Below are 17,914 nucleotides of genomic sequence, written 5' to 3'. Positions count from 1 at the left end.
CCTGTCGTCATTTATTTGGTATCCAGTACGATTTTAGGGGACAATTTGCGACTTGCTGGAAAAACTAAACTGTACCGAAAATTAACAAACACCGCCAGTACGATCCCTAGCACATTCACAATAATAGCTAGCATAAAAACACTCGATATCTGAGAATGTTTCAAAAGAAAGCCTGTAAACACAGGAATGATCGTGTATGACAGCGAGGTTGCTGTATAAACAAACCCAGTAATCTGTCCTTTTCGTTGACTAAAAAATTCACTCATTACAGTTAACGTCAGCTGGAGTACACCCGATATTGAAAACCCAATGACACTCGCACAAATAATGGCCGCCGCCCCTGACTTGAAAAGAAGAAGCGCTCCAAAAGCCAACAAGGAAATACATGGATAAATAAGAATAATGTGAACAGGTTTAACCCATTTTCTTAACACAATTACCAATACAAACACGGAAATCAGCGAACCGACATTGTAATAAACTAATAATCTGAGAGACTCTGATTCGGTCATACCGATAAACTGTTGTCCAAAAGTAGGCAACCATAATTGCACAATATAAAGCAAGGTAGGTCCCGTAAATCCGAGCAAGATAAGACATAGCCCCTCCTGCCAAAACCGCGGCTTACTTCGGTCATTTGTCTCCAATTTTCCCGTTTGCTCAACGCTTGATACAGAAGTATCACCAACTGGCTTCTTGGGTGACTGAACCCGCATGTCTGGGAACTTCATCTTGAACAAGTAAATTGCATTTAAAGCAAATATGAGGGCTGGTAAAAAGAAAGAGAACCCGTAGAAAATGTCGTGATTCATAAAAAAGATAATCATTAACGGCAAAAATGCCGCCCCGACGGATATAAAACCTCTCACTAACACTGTAGCCGAACCAGAGGATTGGGGGAAAGCTTCGATCAGCGCTGGATAAGTACCTGAATCAAGAAAAGAATTCGCTACACCTGCCAGCACTGCCAGTACGATCGCCATCTCAAAGCTGGGACTCAGCGGTATACCGACCAAGAATACAGCCATCAGTAGCCCTGCTGCCACAATAAACGGCTTACGACCATAACGGTCGGAGAGCACGCCGGATATGTACAGCGTAAACAGCCTGCCAAATCCCATCGCAGAAACCAAGAGACTGATGCCCGCCTGATCTGTATGCAAATGCTCTGTTAAAAAAGACATGTGGGACGCTAGCATAATATTAAACATGCCGAACAAAAGATAGTTTACATAAAGGCCTGTCGCCACTGGAAAAGAAGAACGTTTCATCATGAATTCACCTGCTTTTGTAAGTAAGTCTTGTAGTATTAAAAATGTGAATCATTTCACATTACCTGTGTCGATGATGAAGTATAGAACACATTTTAAGATTTATCAAGTTTAAATATTGCGGGAGCTCGACCTAGACGCGCTGATGCGTTTTCAGATAGAACTCCTTGCCGTAACTTAGTGCAAAGTTCCGAAAGTCCACTACTGCCGGGGATAAATATCTATTTTTGATGCTGGCTAGGTAGATAAAACGCTCGTATTCTGGATTTATAATAGGTAATGTTTTGACGTTAAAATAATCTAACGATGAAATGCGAGGCATAACCCCAATTCCGTAATTGACAGACACCAGTCCTGCCATTGCTGTATCCTCTTCAATCTCGCAAATAATCTGTGGCGTAACACCCGCTTTGGCGAACAAATTTTCAATAATGGGCCGGACCCCACTCTTTTTGTTAAAGAAGATCACCGGATAATCGGCTGTATCCTTGAGATCAATTTGGTCTAGAGACGCCAGTGGATGATCAGGCGAAACAATGACAACCAGTTCCTGCTGAGCCAACGGAATAAACTCCACATCCGGTTCATTTTCCATGTGAGAGCAGAACGCCACATCATAATATTCCTGCTTTAGCCCCTGGATAATATCGTTCGTATTCCCTTGGTGAAAAGAAAAGGAGATATCTTTATGGGCATCCAGAGCTGAAAAGGCTTGAATGATCGCTGGAATGAAGTGTGAGCCTAACGTGTAAATGAACGCCAAATCTATATTTCCATGGCTTGGACTCACTAACTCTCGTAAATTATGCTCTCCCTTTTCTAATTCATCCATCGCGTGCTCCACATACTTTAGGAAAAATCGTCCGTATTTGTTTAACCGAATATTTCTCCCCTGCTTCTCGAACAGATGAACTCCCAAATCTTTTTCTAATTCTGAAATCGCATGACTTAAACTGGGTTGAGTAATACATAGCCGCACAGCTGCCTGGGTAAAATGCTCCATCTCCGCAAGTACACGAAAATATTGTAAGTGCTTCAGGTTCATAATTATGTACTCTCCTTCTTTAATTCATATTTTAAATTATAGACCCAAACTATGAAAAACGATAAAAATATGCATTGGATTTATAATAACACTCCTTATATAATAATGACATAGAAAGAATGTGAATAATTTCACTTGTATGTAGGCGTAATGTAATACAGCTGGACGATGCCTACCTAGGCCATTGATCTAAAATTTAAGTTGGGAGTTACACTTATGAAAAATCCTTATATCAGAATGGCAGCAGGGCTTTACATCAACTATTTTCTTCTGGGTATGATCAATGTTATTCTATCGTCGAATATGAGCTTCCTGACCGTTCAATTGAACACGGATAAAGCAGCCATCGGCTATCTGGTGTCCGCGATTGGGATCGGTAAGCTGCTCGCTCTCGGGGTAGCCGGAAAAATGTCAGACAAATACGGAAGAAAACCACTCATTGTTATTGCATCATTTGCTTATTTAATCTTCCTGATCGGCATTCCGCTTGCGCCTAACTATACGTTGGCATTCGTGTTTGCTATTATCGCAGGGCTTTGCAACTCTATGATGGATGCAGGAACGTATCCTGCACTAATTGAAGGTTTCGGAAAAAAAGCCGGGTCTGCAACGGTACTGGTCAAAGCATCCATCTCGATCGGTGCTATTGTGATTCCATTCATGATTGCTTTCTTTATTAATCACGACATGTTCTATGGATATTCCTTCTTTATTCCAGCAGGGATTTATCTGCTGAACGGTATCTTCTTGTCGATGACAGCTTTCCCCAATCACAAAGCAGAGGAACAAAAGGCTTCAAACGAGGCTGCCCAATCCACAGATACTTTCCGCAGCGAGCCTAAGTTTTGGCAAGAAGGTTTATCTCTGATTATTATCGGTTTTACTTCTACTGTATTGTTCATGATCGTGCAGCTATGGCTTCCTACCTTTGGACAAGAGGCCCTGGCCATGGACAAAGCCAGTGCCATTAAACTGCTGAGCTACTATAGTATAGGTTCATTGGTTTCCGTTATCTTGTTAGCTGTGGTACTTGGTAGATTCATTAAACCGATTACTGTCATGATTGTATATCCGCTTATTGCCCTGCTTTCTTTGCTGGCTTTAATTACATGGCACAATCCTGTCGCTACTTTGATCAGTTCATTCCTGATCGGCTTGTCTACCGCAGGCATATTCCAAATTGCCCTCACGGTTATGACGGAATTTTTCCGCAAGAACAAAGGCACTACGACTTCTCTCGTGAACATAGCAGCCAGTCTTTCGTTCATCCTGATGCCTTTGGCTACCGGGGGCATGTCCAAAAGTTTGGGAATTACATCGGTATTCATTCTGGATATTGCGATTGCTGTAATCAGTATTTTGCTGGCCGTGTTTGTTGCTTATCGATATAAAAAAGTATTTCATTAAACCACACAGATTACTTGGAGGCTTATATTATGAAAAATGCTGGACGTATTGACGGAAGAACACAATTAATCGGACTGCTTGCTACACCAATCGGACACTCTTTGTCCCCGGCTATGCATAATTTTGCGTTTGAAAAGCTGGGTCTAAATAACGCGTATATGGCTTTTGAAGTAGGAAATGAACAACTTGAAGAAGTGGTACGGGGGATGCGCGCTCTGAACATACGCGGTTATAACGTGTCCATGCCTAACAAAACAGCTATATTACAGTACCTTGACGAGCTGGACGACAGCGCTAAATTTACAGGTGCCGTCAACACCGTCGTGAACACAGATGGTAAACTGAAAGGCTACAGTACAGATGGATCTGGTTATGTTCGCAACTTGCGTGAACACGGCATTGACCTGAAAGGTAAGAAAATGACACTTGTCGGCTCTGGCGGCGCAGCTACACCGATTGCTATTGAAGCGGCTCAAGCAGGTCTGGCTGAAATTTCAATCTTTGCCCGTAACGATCAGTTCTTTGCTCGTGCAGAAGAGAATGTCCGTATTATTAATGAAGATATGAAACACACCCAAGTCAAGGCGAACATCTATCCATTGGAAAATCAAGAACAGCTACGTGAAGAGATCCGCACAAGTCATATTCTCGCTAACGGTACAGGTGTTGGTATGAAACCGCTGGAAGGCAAAAGTGTGATTGAAGATGTGTCCATGCTTCGTTCCAACCTGATCGTAACCGATGTAGTGTACAGCCCAGCTAAATCCAAGCTGATGGAGCAAGCCGAATCCGTAGGTGCAACCGCCATTAATGGTCTGGGCATGATGCTGTGGCAGGGCGCATTAGCCTTCGAACTGTGGACAGGCCAAGAGATGCCAGTCGCTTATATTAAAGAACAGCTTTTTGCTGATCAGCTGTAGACATAGAGCTGCTAACAAGTGCACTAAGCAATGAATTCCTTCTATTATATACTCATGCATGTACTAAAAAGACTATGCTCGGCGAATGAACACTTCTGCCGGGCATAGTCTTTTGATTAATCCTTATAAGGGTCAAATTCATTGGCCCCAGCCATGCATACCCCAATAGGCTTCAGTTCATGCATAACTTCCACGGTCTCGGAATGAGCATCCAGTACCTCGCGTAGTTTACGGTAGACGAACGGGCTTTCATCTGTACCGGCTCCGCGCAGCTCGACACCATACTTCCGAACGGCCTCCTTCATCTGTACGTCCGTGATTTGTCCACCACTCCGTGTACGGGTTTTCCAATTCATTTTACCGGCTGCCTGGGTACGACTCATAATACGACCTGCGCCATGGACTGTACTATAGTAGGAATCCCGATTTTCTACCGTATCTCTTCCACGCACAATCACCGAAATATCGCCCATGCTTCCTCCAATAAAGCCCATCTGGCCAGGTGCCGAGGGAGTGGCGCCTTTGCGGACCACAATGGTGTCACGCCCATCATGCTGTTCTTTCCATGCGTAATTATGGTGATTATGCACAGTAAAGTCTGCTTCGGTTCCCATAATACCAAGCACTTGTTCTATCACATAGTCACGTCCCGCATACGCATAGCGTCCGGCAAGACGCATCGCACGATAGTACATGTCCCCCAACTCACTGTTCATATCCAGCAGCACAGGCGGTTGATCCATATGCTCTCCCGGCGCCTTTCCGAGAAACTCTCGTCCAGCGGCCAAGTTTAGAAACCCACTTGCTGTCTTGTGTCCAAAGCCCCGGCTGCCGAAATGATTGGCAATCCAGACCTGCCCTGTCGCTTCCTCCACGAATATATCAACAAAATGATTACCACTCCCTACTGTACCCAGCTGTTCTCTCGCCAAGGACTTCAGTTTGTCATGTTCTTGTTTCCCAATCGCCGCATATACTGCCCAATCCGGGTCATCGAACAGCTCATGGTCTACCTGAATCGCATTCACACGACCTACGCCAAACGAAATATGACGTGCAATCTCATCCATCACAACTGAAATACGCGGCATAATATCTGCTGCAAATAGCTTGGTTCTTACCGCCTTATTCCCGCAACCAATATCATACCCGACACCTGAAGGCGAAATTTGTCCGTCATACACCATCACACCGCCAATCGGCTGACTGTAGCCTTTATGATGATCTGCCATCAGCAGCGCCTGAATCACATTGCCGTTTTCGGCACATGTACGGGCTTGAGATAATGCCCCTGGATCAGGTGCTCCCCATACTCGTACTCCATTGATTTCTTGATAAGCCATCGTCGTTTCATCCTCCTGTAAGTCACTCCATGATTACACTTATAAAGTCGTTAATTGCATTATGTACGTTTTACCAGCTTCCGAACAGGGCGTAAGTATTACAAGTACAATAGTAGATATCCCCTAAGAAAATGAAAAAGGATACCCATGCAGCCAACCAGACTGTAGGATATCCTTTTATAATCATTTAGAAACTATGAAATCAATTATACCAATCTTTTTTGATGATTCCGAATTGATCCACAATAAAAGGTTTGGCATCATTTTTGTTTTGATCAATTTCATACGTTACGGCTGTAAGTTTGTTTCCGTCTATGGTGATGCCAACAAAATTCTGTACCTGTCCTCGTGTAGGTCTACGATTGTCACTCGGATCTGGGCCATATACTGCCGCATGATTCTCTTCAGCTAGTTCAAAGAGATTATAGTACTTATCTCCAAGTTTTTCGCTTGGGTTCTTGTAGTAAACTTTGGGGCCAGCGGTTGCTGGGATTACATAGATACTTCCGTCTGGATTCACACTATATTCAATCGTCTTTTCATTTAATGTATCTTTTACTTTTGTTGGCGTTGTTGCTTTACCCTCTTGATTGATTGGTTTCGTACGAGCGTAAATATGATCGTGCCCTTGCACAACAAAGTCGATATCCAGCTCAGCCATTAAAGGTGCAATCTGGTTACGAACTCCGTTACTATCTATGATGTCAGAGTCTGTTGCATGATTAGAGGTGGTATAGGGACCTTTATGAATGTTAACAATGATCCACTTTGCACCTGCCCTTTTGGCTGCCGCAGCATCTTTCTTTAACCATTCAACTTGATCTTCAGAAAAATTGGCATATTTCTCTGAGTCCTCATTGGAGTTCAGTACGATAAAGTGAGCATTGCTGTAATCAAAGGAGTAGTACGCTCCTGTTTTAGTAGCAGAACCAGCTGGTTCATTAATATTAAAGTGATCATAAAAAGCGTAGTTCTCATCCTCGTGATTACCTGCTGAAGGAACAATGGTTGTATTCAAAAGGCTTTTTTGTGAATGTCCCAACAACCAGTCCCACTGCTCTTCTTTGGTACCGGTGTCTACGATATCTCCGTTGTGGACTACAAACTGAGCATTACCTACAGTTTGAAGTGCTTTTTCGAGCGTCTGTGAAGACAATATGGCTTCATCTTCGCTTTTTGCTTGTGTATCAGCTAAATCAATGAAGGTAAATTCACCGCTCTTAGGAGCCGTTTGAAACGTACCTGTTTCGCTCCATATCCCGCGCGCTGCATCACCCACACGATAATAATAAGCTGTGTCCGCTTGAAGACCTGTAGCTACGGCTTTATGGACAAGCTCTTCTGCAGAATTGGTCGATGGAGAGGAAGTGCCTACGAATACGATAGCTTTCGTAAAATCAGCTTCTGAATCCGTTTTCTTTATTACTTGAACAGTGCTGTTCGTGAGAAGTTTTGAAGTATACCAGGTAAATCCTTTGGAGCCTTTAGTGTCTCCATAAAATGTAGCTGTAACTTTACTAATACCATCTGTGATCCCTGGTGATTCAGCATAGACAGGCAAAGCAGACGGACCAGTAATCAAACCTAGCATAAGAGCAATAGACATAGATGTTGCTGACCATTTTTGAAACTTCTTAAACATGTGTACACTCCTCTTTGCGGTTAAATATGTAAAAGTTATAATTATGATCATAACAATCAATTGTTAATACGTTGTTTTTGGAAATATAGTACTTTGTAAAAATGAGGTTATGAGTGACCTAGCCATTGAGGAGCAAGGATAGCAGCTTATAAGAAAATGAAAAAAGGATATCCATGCAGCCAACCAGACTGAAGGATATCCTCTTCAACTATAACGCTCATATTAGACAGCTCTCTATGCCCTGTGTGGATTTGGCTTACTGTGCCACTGAATGCGTACGCTTAAAATCTTCCTTCACCGCAACCAGTAGTGTTTCATTCACCAGTAGCTCCAAGCCTGACAAGGCTAACGCTTTGGCTCCAGTCACTAAGGCTTCCTCACCCTTCTCAGAGCCAGCCGCTTCCCTGAATTCCACCGTATGAGCGATGAGATCATCTGGACCGATTTTAATGTAAGCATGTGCAGTCGGGATAACATGGCTCACATTCCCCGCATCCGTCGAACCCAGTCCGGCACGAGGGCCACGATCCAGCTGTTCTCCCAGCGCTTCCAGTTCACGACCTACTACCTCGTCCAGCGTATCGTTCAGAATGAAATCACGCACTTCATTTTGAAAACGTTCGATTTTCACAGTGGCTCCTGTTGCCAAAGCAGCAGCATCTGCGATATGGCGAACTTTCGTGGAAACCTCCTCTGTGCGCTGCCAAGTACTTGCCCGAATGAAAAAGCGTGCCGACGCATAGTCCGGAATGATATTGGGCGCGTCTCCTCCATGCGTAATGATGCCATGAATACGCACATCGGTCGGCAGTTGCTGACGCAAAGCATTGATACCGCTGAACAACTGTAGCACCGCATCGAGCGCATTGATTCCCTGCTCTGGTGATCCTGCGGCATGAGCCGCTTTGCCGTAAAAATGAAAATCTAGCGGATCAACTGCCAGACTTGGTGAGGTCAGCCGGGTCACACCGGATGGATGAACCATCAGTGCAGCATCAATCCCTTCGAACAGCCCGTGCTTCACGAAGCTGCCTTTTGCACTACCATTAGGACCGCCTTCTTCCGCTGGTGTACCGAACACATACACCTCACCTCCCGTTTCGTCGATCACCTGCGCCAAGGCGATGGCTGCTGCCGTGCTTGCGGTTCCGATAATATTGTGGCCACAAGCATGGCCCAGACCGGGCAATGCATCATATTCAGCCAAGTATCCGATTTTCGGACCTGGCCTAGCAGAAGCCTTACGTGCAACAAATCCGGTTTCGTGTCCCGCTACATTACGAGTTACCTCAAACCCCGCTTGCTCTAAAATACCCGTCAGTGCCTGGGAAGCTTGAAATTCTTGATTGCCGATTTCGGGATTAGCATGAATAAACCGGCTCGTTTCCGTGTAAAGCTGACGAGACTCCTCAATTTTCTCAATAATCCGCTGTCTATGTGTATCGACCGTATTCGTTGTACTCATCGCAATCTCTCCTCGTTTCGAAAATAGATTAGTATGCTTCCAACCCTACTTCTGTTCAACATTCTTATTTCTTTTGTGCTTTAACATCTGCTACCAGCTTATCCAATGTGGCCTGTAGCTCTTCGGCAGACTGGTCTACCACGACGTTAGCTCCTTTGGAATCCTGTTTTACCGCCTCGGCTACATCAGCATCATGGTACAAATCCACGATCGTTTTGTAAGTCGCATTATCCTTATCCTCCGCACGGGCAGCAAACACGTTCACATATGGCTTCGCTTCTTCGCTGCTTGCATCATCCTTGTAGATGGCTCCGTCCAGCTTGAGCCCAGCATCCGTAGCAACACCGCTGTTCACAGCTGAGGCGGCTACATCAGACAAGACGCGCGGCGTCTGCTGGGCAACAACTGGGACAATCTCCAGCTTTTTAGGGTTACCTTCTATTTCATCCGTGGTTGGATACAGGCCCGCATCCTGCTTCAACTTAATCAGCCCTGCAGACTGGAGCAGTTTTAAAGCCCGTCCCTGATTGGAGGGATCATCCGGTATAGCAATTTTTGAGCCGTCAGGAATATCCGATACGTTTTTGAATTTTTCAGAGTATAGTGCCATCGGAGCGATAATCGTTGCACCAATAGGGACGATATTCACATCATTTTCTACATTAAACTGACTGAGAAAGGCCAAATGTTGAAAGGAATTCAAATCTACCTCTTTATTGGCGAGCGCCTTATTGGGTAATGTATAATCCGAGAAACTGATCAGCTCAATTTCAATGTTTTTGGCCTCTGCTTTCTTCTTGAGCACATCCCAATACGTGTCCTCAGATCCTGAAACCCCGATTTTAACATGTACTTTTTCATTTGCATTTGAGCCCGAACCGTTAGCCGAGCAAGCAGATAGAACCGCTACACTAAGAATAGCTAGTAAACCCAAGCGAAATATTTTTTTCATTTTCATTTCCCCTTTAATCGTTATGTATAATACTCTGTTTCCATTAGCGCCGTAGAAATTTACGAGACAAGTAGTTCCCCGCATATTGGGCGACCTGTACAAAAATAATCAGCAAAACAATCGTGACAATCATGACCGAGGTATCGAATCGTTGATAACCATAGGTCATTGCCAGATTCCCAAGGCCTCCTCCGCCCACCGTACCAGCCATGGCAGAGAAATCAATCAAGGCCACGGTAATAAACGTCAACCCAAGAATCAAAGGTCCCAGCGCTTCCCGAATCAACACACCCGTGATGATCTGAAATGGAGTCGCACCCAGTGCCTTGGCAGCTTCTATCATGCCCGGATCTATGGAGACCAGATTATTTTCCACAATTCTCGCTACAGCAAAGGCCGCTACAATAGTCATTGGGAAAATAGCCGCCGAGGTTCCAATCGTGGTTCCCATGATTAAACGCGTAAACGGGCTAATCGCCACTAAAAAAATGATAAACGGAATCGGGCGAATGATATTAATCAGCAAATTCAGAAACATAAACACAAATTTGTTTTCAAACAAGCTCCCTTTACGTGTCACATACAGTACTAAACCAATCATAAGCCCCAGAATACTGGCAAAAATCAGCGTGACAACAACCATCAAAAGCGTTTCCCCTGTAGCCTCCACTACCTTGAGCCAAAATGTATCCCAATTAACTCTCATGATCGACGACCTCCCTGACTTCCACCGTCGTTCGTAGTTCCTCCACGACCTTGTTAACTTCATCGTCTGCACCGATTAACTCGACAATTAAACTTCCGAACAGCGCTCCCTGTAGCTCATTAATACTTCCATATACAATGTTGTAATCCAGATTATGCTTCCGTGTCGCTCTAGAAAGCACCGGTTCACTGGTCGCCCCACCCCGAAAAACAAGTCTGTACAATCGGCCAGCATGATGCTCCCGAATCTTGCTCAGCAGTTTGGGTGAAAGCTGATCATTCAGTACAGAGCGAATAAAATTTTTCGTCGTCTTCGTCTGTGGATTGGCAAATACATCGAACACACTGCCCTGCTCAATCACCCTACCATTCTCCATCACCGCCACACGGTCACAAATACTGCGAATCACATTCATTTCATGGGTAATGAGCAAGATCGTAATCTGGTACTCTTCATTTACTTTTTTCAGCAGCCTCAATATATCTTCTGTCGTTTCCGGGTCGAGGGCCGAGGTCGCTTCATCACAGATGAGAATATCGGGCGAATTCGCCAGTGCTCTGGCAATGCCGACCCGTTGCTTTTGCCCGCCAGATAACTGCTCAGGATAGGAATCCGCTTTGTCCTCCAATCCAACAAATTGCAGCAGCTCCTTAACACGAGCATCTATCTGTGTCTTGGACAGTTTAGCCAGTTTTAGAGGATAAGCCAGATTCCCATATACAGTACGAGAGTTAAACAAATTAAAGGTTTGGAATACCATCCCGATCCGTCTTCTTAAATTCCTTAGTTCCTTAGGACGTATCTGAGTAACATCCTGATCATTAACGACAATTCGTCCCTCTGAGGGGCGTTCCAGTAAATTGACAAGCCGCAGCAGCGTACTTTTACCTGCACCGCTAAAACCAATCACGCCGAAAATTTCTCCTTTTTCAACCGATAACGAAACCTTTTCGAGAGCATTTACCTTACGATTGGGTAAGGTAAATATTTTGCTAACTTGTTCAAACTTTATCAAACTGCTTCCTCCTTACGTCTACAATGTATGTATTCCTCCATCCCATTTTAGTAATCCGGTGGATTTAATCGGATTTATACCCTAAAAAAAACTCCCTAATCTTCGTTTGACCGAAAGTGGGATTATTTAACTGTATATTGCATTGTTAACACCTTAAGACAAGAAGGAGAATCTGTCAATAAAAAATGAATATAGCCTTCTGACTCCTGTCATCACAATTGCTTACACTTTTAGGGCTACAAAGCCAAATAAGGCTAACCGTATATTTGCAAAGTTTGCAAACCGGCAGCCCTTTGTGCATTGCAATCTCGATCATTCCACAGACTAATGTGCAGAAGTATTTTTTAAGTCTGCTTCATAACGAAGGCCGAATTGTTGTCTTGCCTCCTCCATCACTTCAGCGACTGTAAGTGAACACTCCAAGGAGTTAATGGAACTGTTGCGTTCACCACTCTTGATCAAATCAATAAATTCCTGAATTTCATAATACATTGGCTCACGCGTCTGAGCTTTGGTCAGATCCTCAACCGTGCCGTCCCGATAATGAATTTTCACCTCATAGGGCTGGCTGATTTTGTCGATCACCATCGTTCCATTCTCACCCTGAATTTCAGCAGGCAGATAGGAATCTGTAATTTTGGAATACATGACGATAGCATCCATATCAGGATACTTCATCACGATACTGCCCTCGCCATCGACACCAGAGGATAAAAGTACACCAACCGCCCGAACCTCCTCAGGTTTGCCGAACAAAGTCACCATAGGATACAAACAATACACTCCAAGGTCCATCAAGGAACCATTGGAAAAGGCCGGATTAAACGCATTCAATACCTTACCTTGCTTAAAAGCATCAAAGCGTGAGGAGTATTGACAATAGCTTGCAAAATAACGCCGAACCCGGCCTATTTTATACATATGATCCTTTATTATTTTAAAGTTAGGCATCAGTGTGGATTTAACGGCCTCCATCAGCAGAACATCGTTGTTGCGCGCGGCTTCGATCATGCTCTTCACCTCTGCTGCATTAGACGCAAAGGGTTTCTCACACAACACGTGCTTTCCGTGATTCATACATAAGATCGCCTGCTCCGCATGTAAGGAATTGGGGCTGGCAATATATACGGCATCGACCTGATCACTTGCGGCCATTTGCGCCAGGTCTGTAAAAACCTCCGGCTGGCTGTTATATTTGTCAGCAAAAGCTTTACCCTTATCCTCTGTGCGTGAGTATACCGCCGTCAGAGAAAATTCGTCCGTCTCCATCGCAGCTTGAATAAACCTCTCTGTTATCCAGTTGGTTCCAACAATACCAAAACGCATCACAGTATCCCATCCTTCCCGTGAGTCATTACAATTCATATGTACCTATTCTCGCATTCCAGCCTAAACTTGTCCACTATACCGATATTCATATCTCATGCCTCAACATGTTCATTCGACAAAAAAAGACTGTAGCCTATCAGCATAATTTATACTGATTGTACCACAGTCCCTGTCATTTATTTGGGGTTATATCTCTATTTTTTTGATATCACTTTTCCTACTTCTTCCAAAATGGCATCCATGGAAGCTGGGTCGTGTACATCATACTCATCAATGTTCAGACGCAGTACAGGACAGGCATCAAATTCGTTGATCCAATTGGAATATCTGCGATGCATTTGCTCCCAATAGGATCGCTCGGTCTGGATCTCCATCTCGCGACCACGCTCCTCAATCCGACTCAGTATGGAAGGCAAGCTGCCTTCCAAATAGATCAACACATCAGGGTGTGGGAAAAACGGTGTCATCACCATCGCCTCAAACAGGCTAGTATACGTTTCATAATCGGTAGGGTTCATCGTTCCCTGATCGGCATGCATTTTCGCAAAAATGCCTGTGTCCTCATAAATAGAACGATCCTGTACAAAACCTCCACCAGACAAGAAAATATTCTTTTGTTCCTTGAAGCGTTCCGCGAGAAAATAAATTTGCAAATGAAAGCTCCATCTTTCGAAATCGTGGTAAAATTTCTCCAGATAGGGATTATGATCAACCTGCTCCAAAGAGGTTTTAAAACCAAGACGTCCGGCCAAAGCACCAGTCAGCGTAGATTTGCCTACACCCACTGTGCCCGCTACCGTAATCAGGGCACTCGCAGGAATGTTGTAATTATTCACTATATAAGCTCCTTTACATCGGAAACAATTTGTTTAAATTGTGCCTGATTTTCTACAAAATCAATTTCATTCCCGTTCACGGTCAATATACGAGGGGAAGGGGACTGTTCAGCGAGAAACTGCATGCCTTTATCATAATCTATGATCAATTGCTCCAGATAGGCGGGGTCCATCTCCTGTTCAAAAGAGCGTGCACGCTTGCGAATTCTCCCCAGCAAGGTATCCAAATCTGCTCTAATATAAATGATAATGTCCGGCTTAGGCATATCATCTGTGAGCAAATGATAGATTTGACGATATTTTTCGAGCTTCACACCCTTAAGCGTACGTTCGGCAAAAATTAAATTCTTGTAGATATGGTAATCAGAAATAACGGGCTGAGCTTTCTCGATATATTGCAAACCAGTATCCTCCAGCTGCTTGTACCGATTGCAGAGAAAGAACATTTCCAGCTGAAAACTCCACTCATCTATATTTTGATAAAATTTATCGAGAAATGGGTTCTCCTCGACAATCTCTTTGATCATCGGCAAATGTAGCTCGGTTGAAAGCATCGAAGCTAACGTCGTTTTACCTGCTCCGATTGGCCCTTCAACGGCTATAAATGGGGCTTGTTTCATGGGGTTCTGCTCCTCCTTGTACTCCAGTCCATCCTGTGGACAACTATCCTATTGTATCACAAGGTAGTACGCTAAAGGCATACCAAATCTATGGATAAAACAAAAAAAACAGAGCGCTACATTTTGCTTCATAGCGTCCCTGTTTCTCATTTAAACCAACCTTTTTCGTTAAAACGTGTAATTGCCTCAATCCGGTTACTGACACCCAGCTTATCGAGAATGACTGAAATATAATTGCGCACCGTCCCTGTCGTTAAATACAGTTCACCAGCAATCTCTTTTGTGTTCTTTCCGTCAGCGATGAGCGCTAAAACGGTCTTTTCACGCTCTGTTAGCGGGTTGACTTCGGCATAAGCATCATCGACCAGTTCCGGGGCATAGATACGCCGACCTGCCATAATACTTCGAATAGAGGAAGCCAGCTCTTCACTGGGACTGTCCTTGAGCAGATAACCGTGTGTCCCCGCCTTGATCGCTCGTTCAAAATACCCGGGGCGAGCAAACGTAGTTAAAATCAGCACCTTGCAGTTCAAGCCTTTGAGTTCCTCAGCCGCATCCAATCCGCTCTTGATCGGCATTTCGATGTCCATAATGCATATATCGGGCTGATGCAGCTTCACCAGCTCTAAAGCTTCTTCCCCGTTGCTTGCTTTTCCGACTACTTTCATGTCCTCTTCCAAGTCCAGCAGGGAGGCTAGAGCACCCAGCAGCATACGCTGGTCCTCCGCGATGACAATTCGAATCATGGCCCCACCTCCTCATTCGGCTTTTCAGTGATATTGGGCACTTTAATGACCAAGGTCGTTCCCTGATCTGAACGCAGCTCCATACATCCGTTCACGAATTCGAGCCTTTCTTTCATACCTTTCAGGCCGTTTCCACGAAAGGTTCCATTTTCTCTCGTAATACCGACTCCATTATCCTGAATCCGAAGGGTTAATTCCTTACGAGACGGCTCAATGGTGATGGAACAAGCGGTGGCTCCACTGTGCTTAACCACATTTGTCACTGCTTCCTTCATACACATACTAAGGACATTTTCATTCATTAATGATGTATGCTCCAGCTTCGGGTCGCCCTCTAGAGTCAATTCAATGTGAGCAGCCTTTAAAATCTGCCGAATACGTAGCAGTTCATCCTCTAGTCGCATACCGCGCATTTGAGTAACCATTTCCCGCACCTCTTTTAGTGCGCTTCTCGCCGTGAGACGAACATCGTTAATTTCAGCATGAGCCCGCTCCGGGTACTGATCCATCAGTTTGCCCGCCAAATCGCTCTTCAGCCCAATGAGTGACAGCTTCTGACCTAAGGTATCGTGCAGATCACGCGCAATTCTTTGCCGTTCCTCCAGCTTAATCAATTCCGATATTTTCTTATTGGCATCTTCTAATTGGACTTGGAGCCGATCGCTTTTGTTGCGATTAAAATTCGTAATTGGAAGGAGAATCACACCGATCAGATTGAGCAGGATAAAAGGAATCTGTTTAATAAAAACGGGATTCTGAGAAACAAAACCGTAATTGATCAATCCAATCGTAATAACCATTAAAATAATATACAGCGTCGTAAATGCAGCCTTACTTTTAATATTACCGATCAGATAGGCGATAAATATGGAAAAATACATATAGCTAAACAGCAGTGTCATGGTAATCGATATGGCAATTTGTACACTGGTCCAAAAGTATATGAGCCAGCCTTTCGAGACAAAAGCCAATACATAACATGCAAAAAACACCAAAATAATAGCAGTACCCAGAATAATATGACTTGTAGATGAAGAGCTAAAGTAGTAAAAGGGCAGGATATAAAAGACGACCCACACATAAGGGCTAAGTCCAGTATTTCTTTGAAAAATCTGATACCATTTTTGCATCCTGCCACCCTCTTCTACTTCACTTGACTTATATCTCTTATCATATCATACCAAGTTTTGTACAACGTTATTTTCTTTCTGTGCTTACAACAGGTGTAGGGATGGGTTTCGTGACTGCAACACGTTTGCTGAGGAGCGGCTTCACTTGTTTAAAGGTCAAAAAGGTTTTCGTATTTTCATCCCAAAGGCGGAACTTCAAAGATTGCAGACTGCTACTCACTGTGATCGTGGTTGCTTTTTGAAGTAACGGTGTCGCTTCATGCGCTTTTTCCAAATTATAATTTGGCACTTTGGGACTCAAGTGATGAACGTGGTGAAATCCGATATTCCCCGTAATCCATTGCAATACTTTAGGAAGCTTGTAGTAAGAACTGCCTTCTACGGCTGCATTAATATAACTCCACTCTTCATCGTGCTCAAAATACGAATCCTCAAATTGATGTTGTACATAGAACAACCAGATGCCCAACATACCGGATACAAAAAAGATAGGTGCCTGTACGAGAAGGAAGGCCTGCCATCCAATAGCCCAGCACAACAGTGCATACAATGCAACGATGGATATATTCGTCACATGAGTGTTCATTTTTTCCTTGCGTTTGGCTGTCTTGATATTAAAGCGATAGGAAATCAAAAAAGTATAGATCGGACCTAGTCCGAACATAACCCAAGGATTTCGATATATGCGATAGGCCAGCCGTGTCCATGTGGAAGCCTCTGTGTACTCTTCTACCGTGAGCACCCACATGTCACCTGTGCCTCTTTTATCCAGATTACTGCTGGTTGCATGGTGGATCGCATGACTATTTTTCCATTGATGATAAGGACAGAGCGTAATAATACCTGTAATCGTTCCCACAATGTCGTTCAGCTTGCGGCTTTTGAAGAAGGATTGATGACCACAATCATGAAAAATAATAAACGTCCGTACCACAAACCCCGATGCAACAATGGCAATGGGAAGCGTCAGCCAGTACGAAACCGACAGGCTAAGATAAGCAGCATACCACAATAGGATCAGTGGACCCAAAGTATTGATGAGTTGCAGAACGCTGGATTTCGTGTTTATTTTCTCGTAGGGAGCCATATTTTTTTTCAATTGGGCTAATGGGAGTTGTGTCATACTCATTATGATCCTCCTTTAAAATGGCGCCTATACCTTGATCCTGTTAGGCGTACATGTTGATCTAATCTCAGTATAAGGTAAAGCCTCTAGGCGCTGTAGTCATAAACGTCAGCTCGGGTATATGACATTTGTCATATAGACAAGTAACACAACCCGTTTTCCAAATGTTCGCGGGTTTCTTTTCTGAGGATTATTTGTTAAAATATAAGACATAATAACGCTGTATGTGACTGGCGAAGTCAGTGGAATGAACCACGAGGGAGCATACAAAAAAAGCGTACCGTTCGCCTGGGAGAAGTATTTGCAGAGGATTCGTCTGTCTTGACGACCTTGTGCAAATACTTTTTTTCGTTTACAAGAC

Annotated in this window: 16 protein-coding genes and 1 riboswitch; of the genes, 2 read left to right on the top strand and 14 right to left on the bottom strand. The window is 44.0% G+C overall.

Annotated features, from left to right (window positions below):
• Window positions 1-11: 11 nt before the first annotated feature.
• Both ACWGXJ_RS04895 and ACWGXJ_RS04890 read right to left on the bottom strand, forming a co-directional pair.
• Window positions 12-1,274, bottom strand: a complete 1,263-nt coding sequence (locus ACWGXJ_RS04895; protein ID WP_081330725.1) for an MFS transporter — start codon at window positions 1,272-1,274, stop codon at window positions 12-14.
• 130 nt (window positions 1,275-1,404) lie between these two features.
• A complete protein-coding gene (locus tag ACWGXJ_RS04890; protein WP_322174327.1) occupies window positions 1,405-2,316 on the bottom strand; it encodes a LysR family transcriptional regulator in 912 nt (303 codons plus the stop codon).
• A 216-nt stretch (window positions 2,317-2,532) separates the two neighbouring features.
• On the opposite strand from ACWGXJ_RS04890, the gene ACWGXJ_RS04885 reads away from it, so the two are divergent.
• Together ACWGXJ_RS04885 and ACWGXJ_RS04880 are read left to right on the top strand one after the other, a co-directional pair.
• Window positions 2,533-3,723, top strand: coding sequence for an MFS transporter (locus ACWGXJ_RS04885; protein WP_322174329.1), 1,191 nt, complete (start codon window positions 2,533-2,535; stop codon window positions 3,721-3,723).
• A gap of 29 nt (window positions 3,724-3,752) precedes the next feature.
• Complete coding sequence (locus ACWGXJ_RS04880) at window positions 3,753-4,643, top strand: shikimate dehydrogenase (protein ID WP_452566310.1); 891 nt, start codon at window positions 3,753-3,755, stop codon at window positions 4,641-4,643.
• A gap of 116 nt (window positions 4,644-4,759) precedes the next feature.
• Here the strand turns inward: ACWGXJ_RS04880 and ACWGXJ_RS04875 are convergent, their stop codons facing one another.
• The 12 genes from ACWGXJ_RS04875 to ACWGXJ_RS04820 form a co-directional block, all read right to left on the bottom strand.
• Entirely contained in the window at window positions 4,760-5,986 is a 1,227-nt protein-coding gene (locus ACWGXJ_RS04875) for an RtcB family protein (RefSeq protein WP_452566309.1), read from the bottom strand.
• Window positions 5,987-6,188: 202 nt separating this feature from the next.
• Window positions 6,189-7,628: a metallophosphoesterase gene (locus tag ACWGXJ_RS04870; RefSeq protein WP_452566308.1), complete on the bottom strand. Its 1,440-nt coding sequence runs from the start codon at window positions 7,626-7,628 to the stop codon at window positions 6,189-6,191.
• Between the two features lie 256 nt (window positions 7,629-7,884).
• Window positions 7,885-9,093 carry a M20 family metallopeptidase gene (locus tag ACWGXJ_RS04865; protein ID WP_254351152.1) on the bottom strand — a complete coding sequence of 403 codons (1,209 nt, stop codon included), beginning with the start codon at window positions 9,091-9,093 and terminating at the stop codon, window positions 7,885-7,887.
• A gap of 64 nt (window positions 9,094-9,157) precedes the next feature.
• Complete coding sequence (locus ACWGXJ_RS04860; protein WP_023987134.1) at window positions 9,158-10,045, bottom strand: MetQ/NlpA family ABC transporter substrate-binding protein; 888 nt, start codon at window positions 10,043-10,045, stop codon at window positions 9,158-9,160.
• A gap of 43 nt (window positions 10,046-10,088) precedes the next feature.
• The gene (locus ACWGXJ_RS04855) at window positions 10,089-10,751 is read right to left on the bottom strand and encodes a methionine ABC transporter permease (protein ID WP_069291173.1); all 663 of its coding nucleotides are present in this window, start codon (window positions 10,749-10,751) and stop codon (window positions 10,089-10,091) included.
• Window positions 10,741-11,766, bottom strand: a complete 1,026-nt coding sequence (locus ACWGXJ_RS04850) for a methionine ABC transporter ATP-binding protein (RefSeq protein WP_452566307.1) — start codon at window positions 11,764-11,766, stop codon at window positions 10,741-10,743. The genes ACWGXJ_RS04855 and ACWGXJ_RS04850 overlap by 11 nt, the downstream gene beginning before the upstream one ends.
• A gap of 324 nt (window positions 11,767-12,090) precedes the next feature.
• A complete protein-coding gene (locus ACWGXJ_RS04845; RefSeq protein ID WP_452567865.1) occupies window positions 12,091-13,092 on the bottom strand; it encodes a Gfo/Idh/MocA family protein in 1,002 nt (333 codons plus the stop codon).
• Window positions 13,093-13,289: 197 nt separating this feature from the next.
• Window positions 13,290-13,931, bottom strand: a complete 642-nt coding sequence (locus ACWGXJ_RS04840; RefSeq protein WP_069291171.1) for a deoxynucleoside kinase — start codon at window positions 13,929-13,931, stop codon at window positions 13,290-13,292.
• Window positions 13,931-14,551: a deoxynucleoside kinase gene (locus ACWGXJ_RS04835; RefSeq protein WP_061830657.1), complete on the bottom strand. Its 621-nt coding sequence runs from the start codon at window positions 14,549-14,551 to the stop codon at window positions 13,931-13,933. Before ACWGXJ_RS04835 ends, ACWGXJ_RS04840 begins: the two co-directional genes overlap by 1 nt.
• A gap of 146 nt (window positions 14,552-14,697) precedes the next feature.
• On the bottom strand, window positions 14,698-15,297 hold the full coding sequence (locus ACWGXJ_RS04830; protein WP_025683815.1) for a response regulator transcription factor: 600 nt from the start codon (window positions 15,295-15,297) through the stop codon (window positions 14,698-14,700).
• Window positions 15,294-16,427 (bottom strand): sensor histidine kinase, encoded by a 1,134-nt coding sequence (locus tag ACWGXJ_RS04825; protein WP_069291170.1) that lies wholly within the window; start codon window positions 16,425-16,427, stop codon window positions 15,294-15,296. The genes ACWGXJ_RS04830 and ACWGXJ_RS04825 overlap by 4 nt, the downstream gene beginning before the upstream one ends.
• 67 nt (window positions 16,428-16,494) lie before the next feature.
• Window positions 16,495-17,556: a fatty acid desaturase gene (locus ACWGXJ_RS04820; RefSeq protein WP_013308916.1), complete on the bottom strand. Its 1,062-nt coding sequence runs from the start codon at window positions 17,554-17,556 to the stop codon at window positions 16,495-16,497.
• Window positions 17,557-17,769: 213 nt separating this feature from the next.
• Window positions 17,770-17,854: riboswitch (ZMP/ZTP riboswitch) on the top strand.
• Window positions 17,855-17,914 lie beyond the last annotated feature (60 nt).

Source organism: Paenibacillus sp. S33, from assembly GCF_053615415.1.
This window is presented reverse-complemented; position numbering and strand designations above follow the sequence as displayed.

Bases quoted from the DNA above. Each gene is read 5' to 3' on its own strand.
- ACWGXJ_RS04885 (WP_322174329.1), top strand. From the start codon at position 2,533: ATGAAAAATCCTTATATCAGAATGGCAGCAGGGCTTTACATCAACTAT.
- ACWGXJ_RS04820 (WP_013308916.1), bottom strand. From the start codon at position 17,556: ATGAGTATGACACAACTCCCATTAGCCCAATTGAAAAAAAATATGGCT.
- ACWGXJ_RS04835 (WP_061830657.1), bottom strand. From the start codon at position 14,551: ATGAAACAAGCCCCATTTATAGCCGTTGAAGGGCCAATCGGAGCAGGT.
- ACWGXJ_RS04855 (WP_069291173.1), bottom strand. From the start codon at position 10,751: ATGAGAGTTAATTGGGATACATTTTGGCTCAAGGTAGTGGAGGCTACA.
- ACWGXJ_RS04890 (WP_322174327.1), bottom strand. From the start codon at position 2,316: ATGAACCTGAAGCACTTACAATATTTTCGTGTACTTGCGGAGATGGAG.
- ACWGXJ_RS04825 (WP_069291170.1), bottom strand. From the start codon at position 16,427: ATGCAAAAATGGTATCAGATTTTTCAAAGAAATACTGGACTTAGCCCT.
- ACWGXJ_RS04830 (WP_025683815.1), bottom strand. From the start codon at position 15,297: ATGATTCGAATTGTCATCGCGGAGGACCAGCGTATGCTGCTGGGTGCT.
- ACWGXJ_RS04860 (WP_023987134.1), bottom strand. From the start codon at position 10,045: ATGAAAAAAATATTTCGCTTGGGTTTACTAGCTATTCTTAGTGTAGCG.
- ACWGXJ_RS04875 (WP_452566309.1), bottom strand. From the start codon at position 5,986: ATGGCTTATCAAGAAATCAATGGAGTACGAGTATGGGGAGCACCTGAT.
- ACWGXJ_RS04895 (WP_081330725.1), bottom strand. From the start codon at position 1,274: ATGATGAAACGTTCTTCTTTTCCAGTGGCGACAGGCCTTTATGTAAAC.
- ACWGXJ_RS04870 (WP_452566308.1), bottom strand. From the start codon at position 7,628: ATGTTTAAGAAGTTTCAAAAATGGTCAGCAACATCTATGTCTATTGCT.
- ACWGXJ_RS04845 (WP_452567865.1), bottom strand. From the start codon at position 13,092: ATGCGTTTTGGTATTGTTGGAACCAACTGGATAACAGAGAGGTTTATT.
- ACWGXJ_RS04865 (WP_254351152.1), bottom strand. From the start codon at position 9,093: ATGAGTACAACGAATACGGTCGATACACATAGACAGCGGATTATTGAG.
- ACWGXJ_RS04880 (WP_452566310.1), top strand. From the start codon at position 3,753: ATGAAAAATGCTGGACGTATTGACGGAAGAACACAATTAATCGGACTG.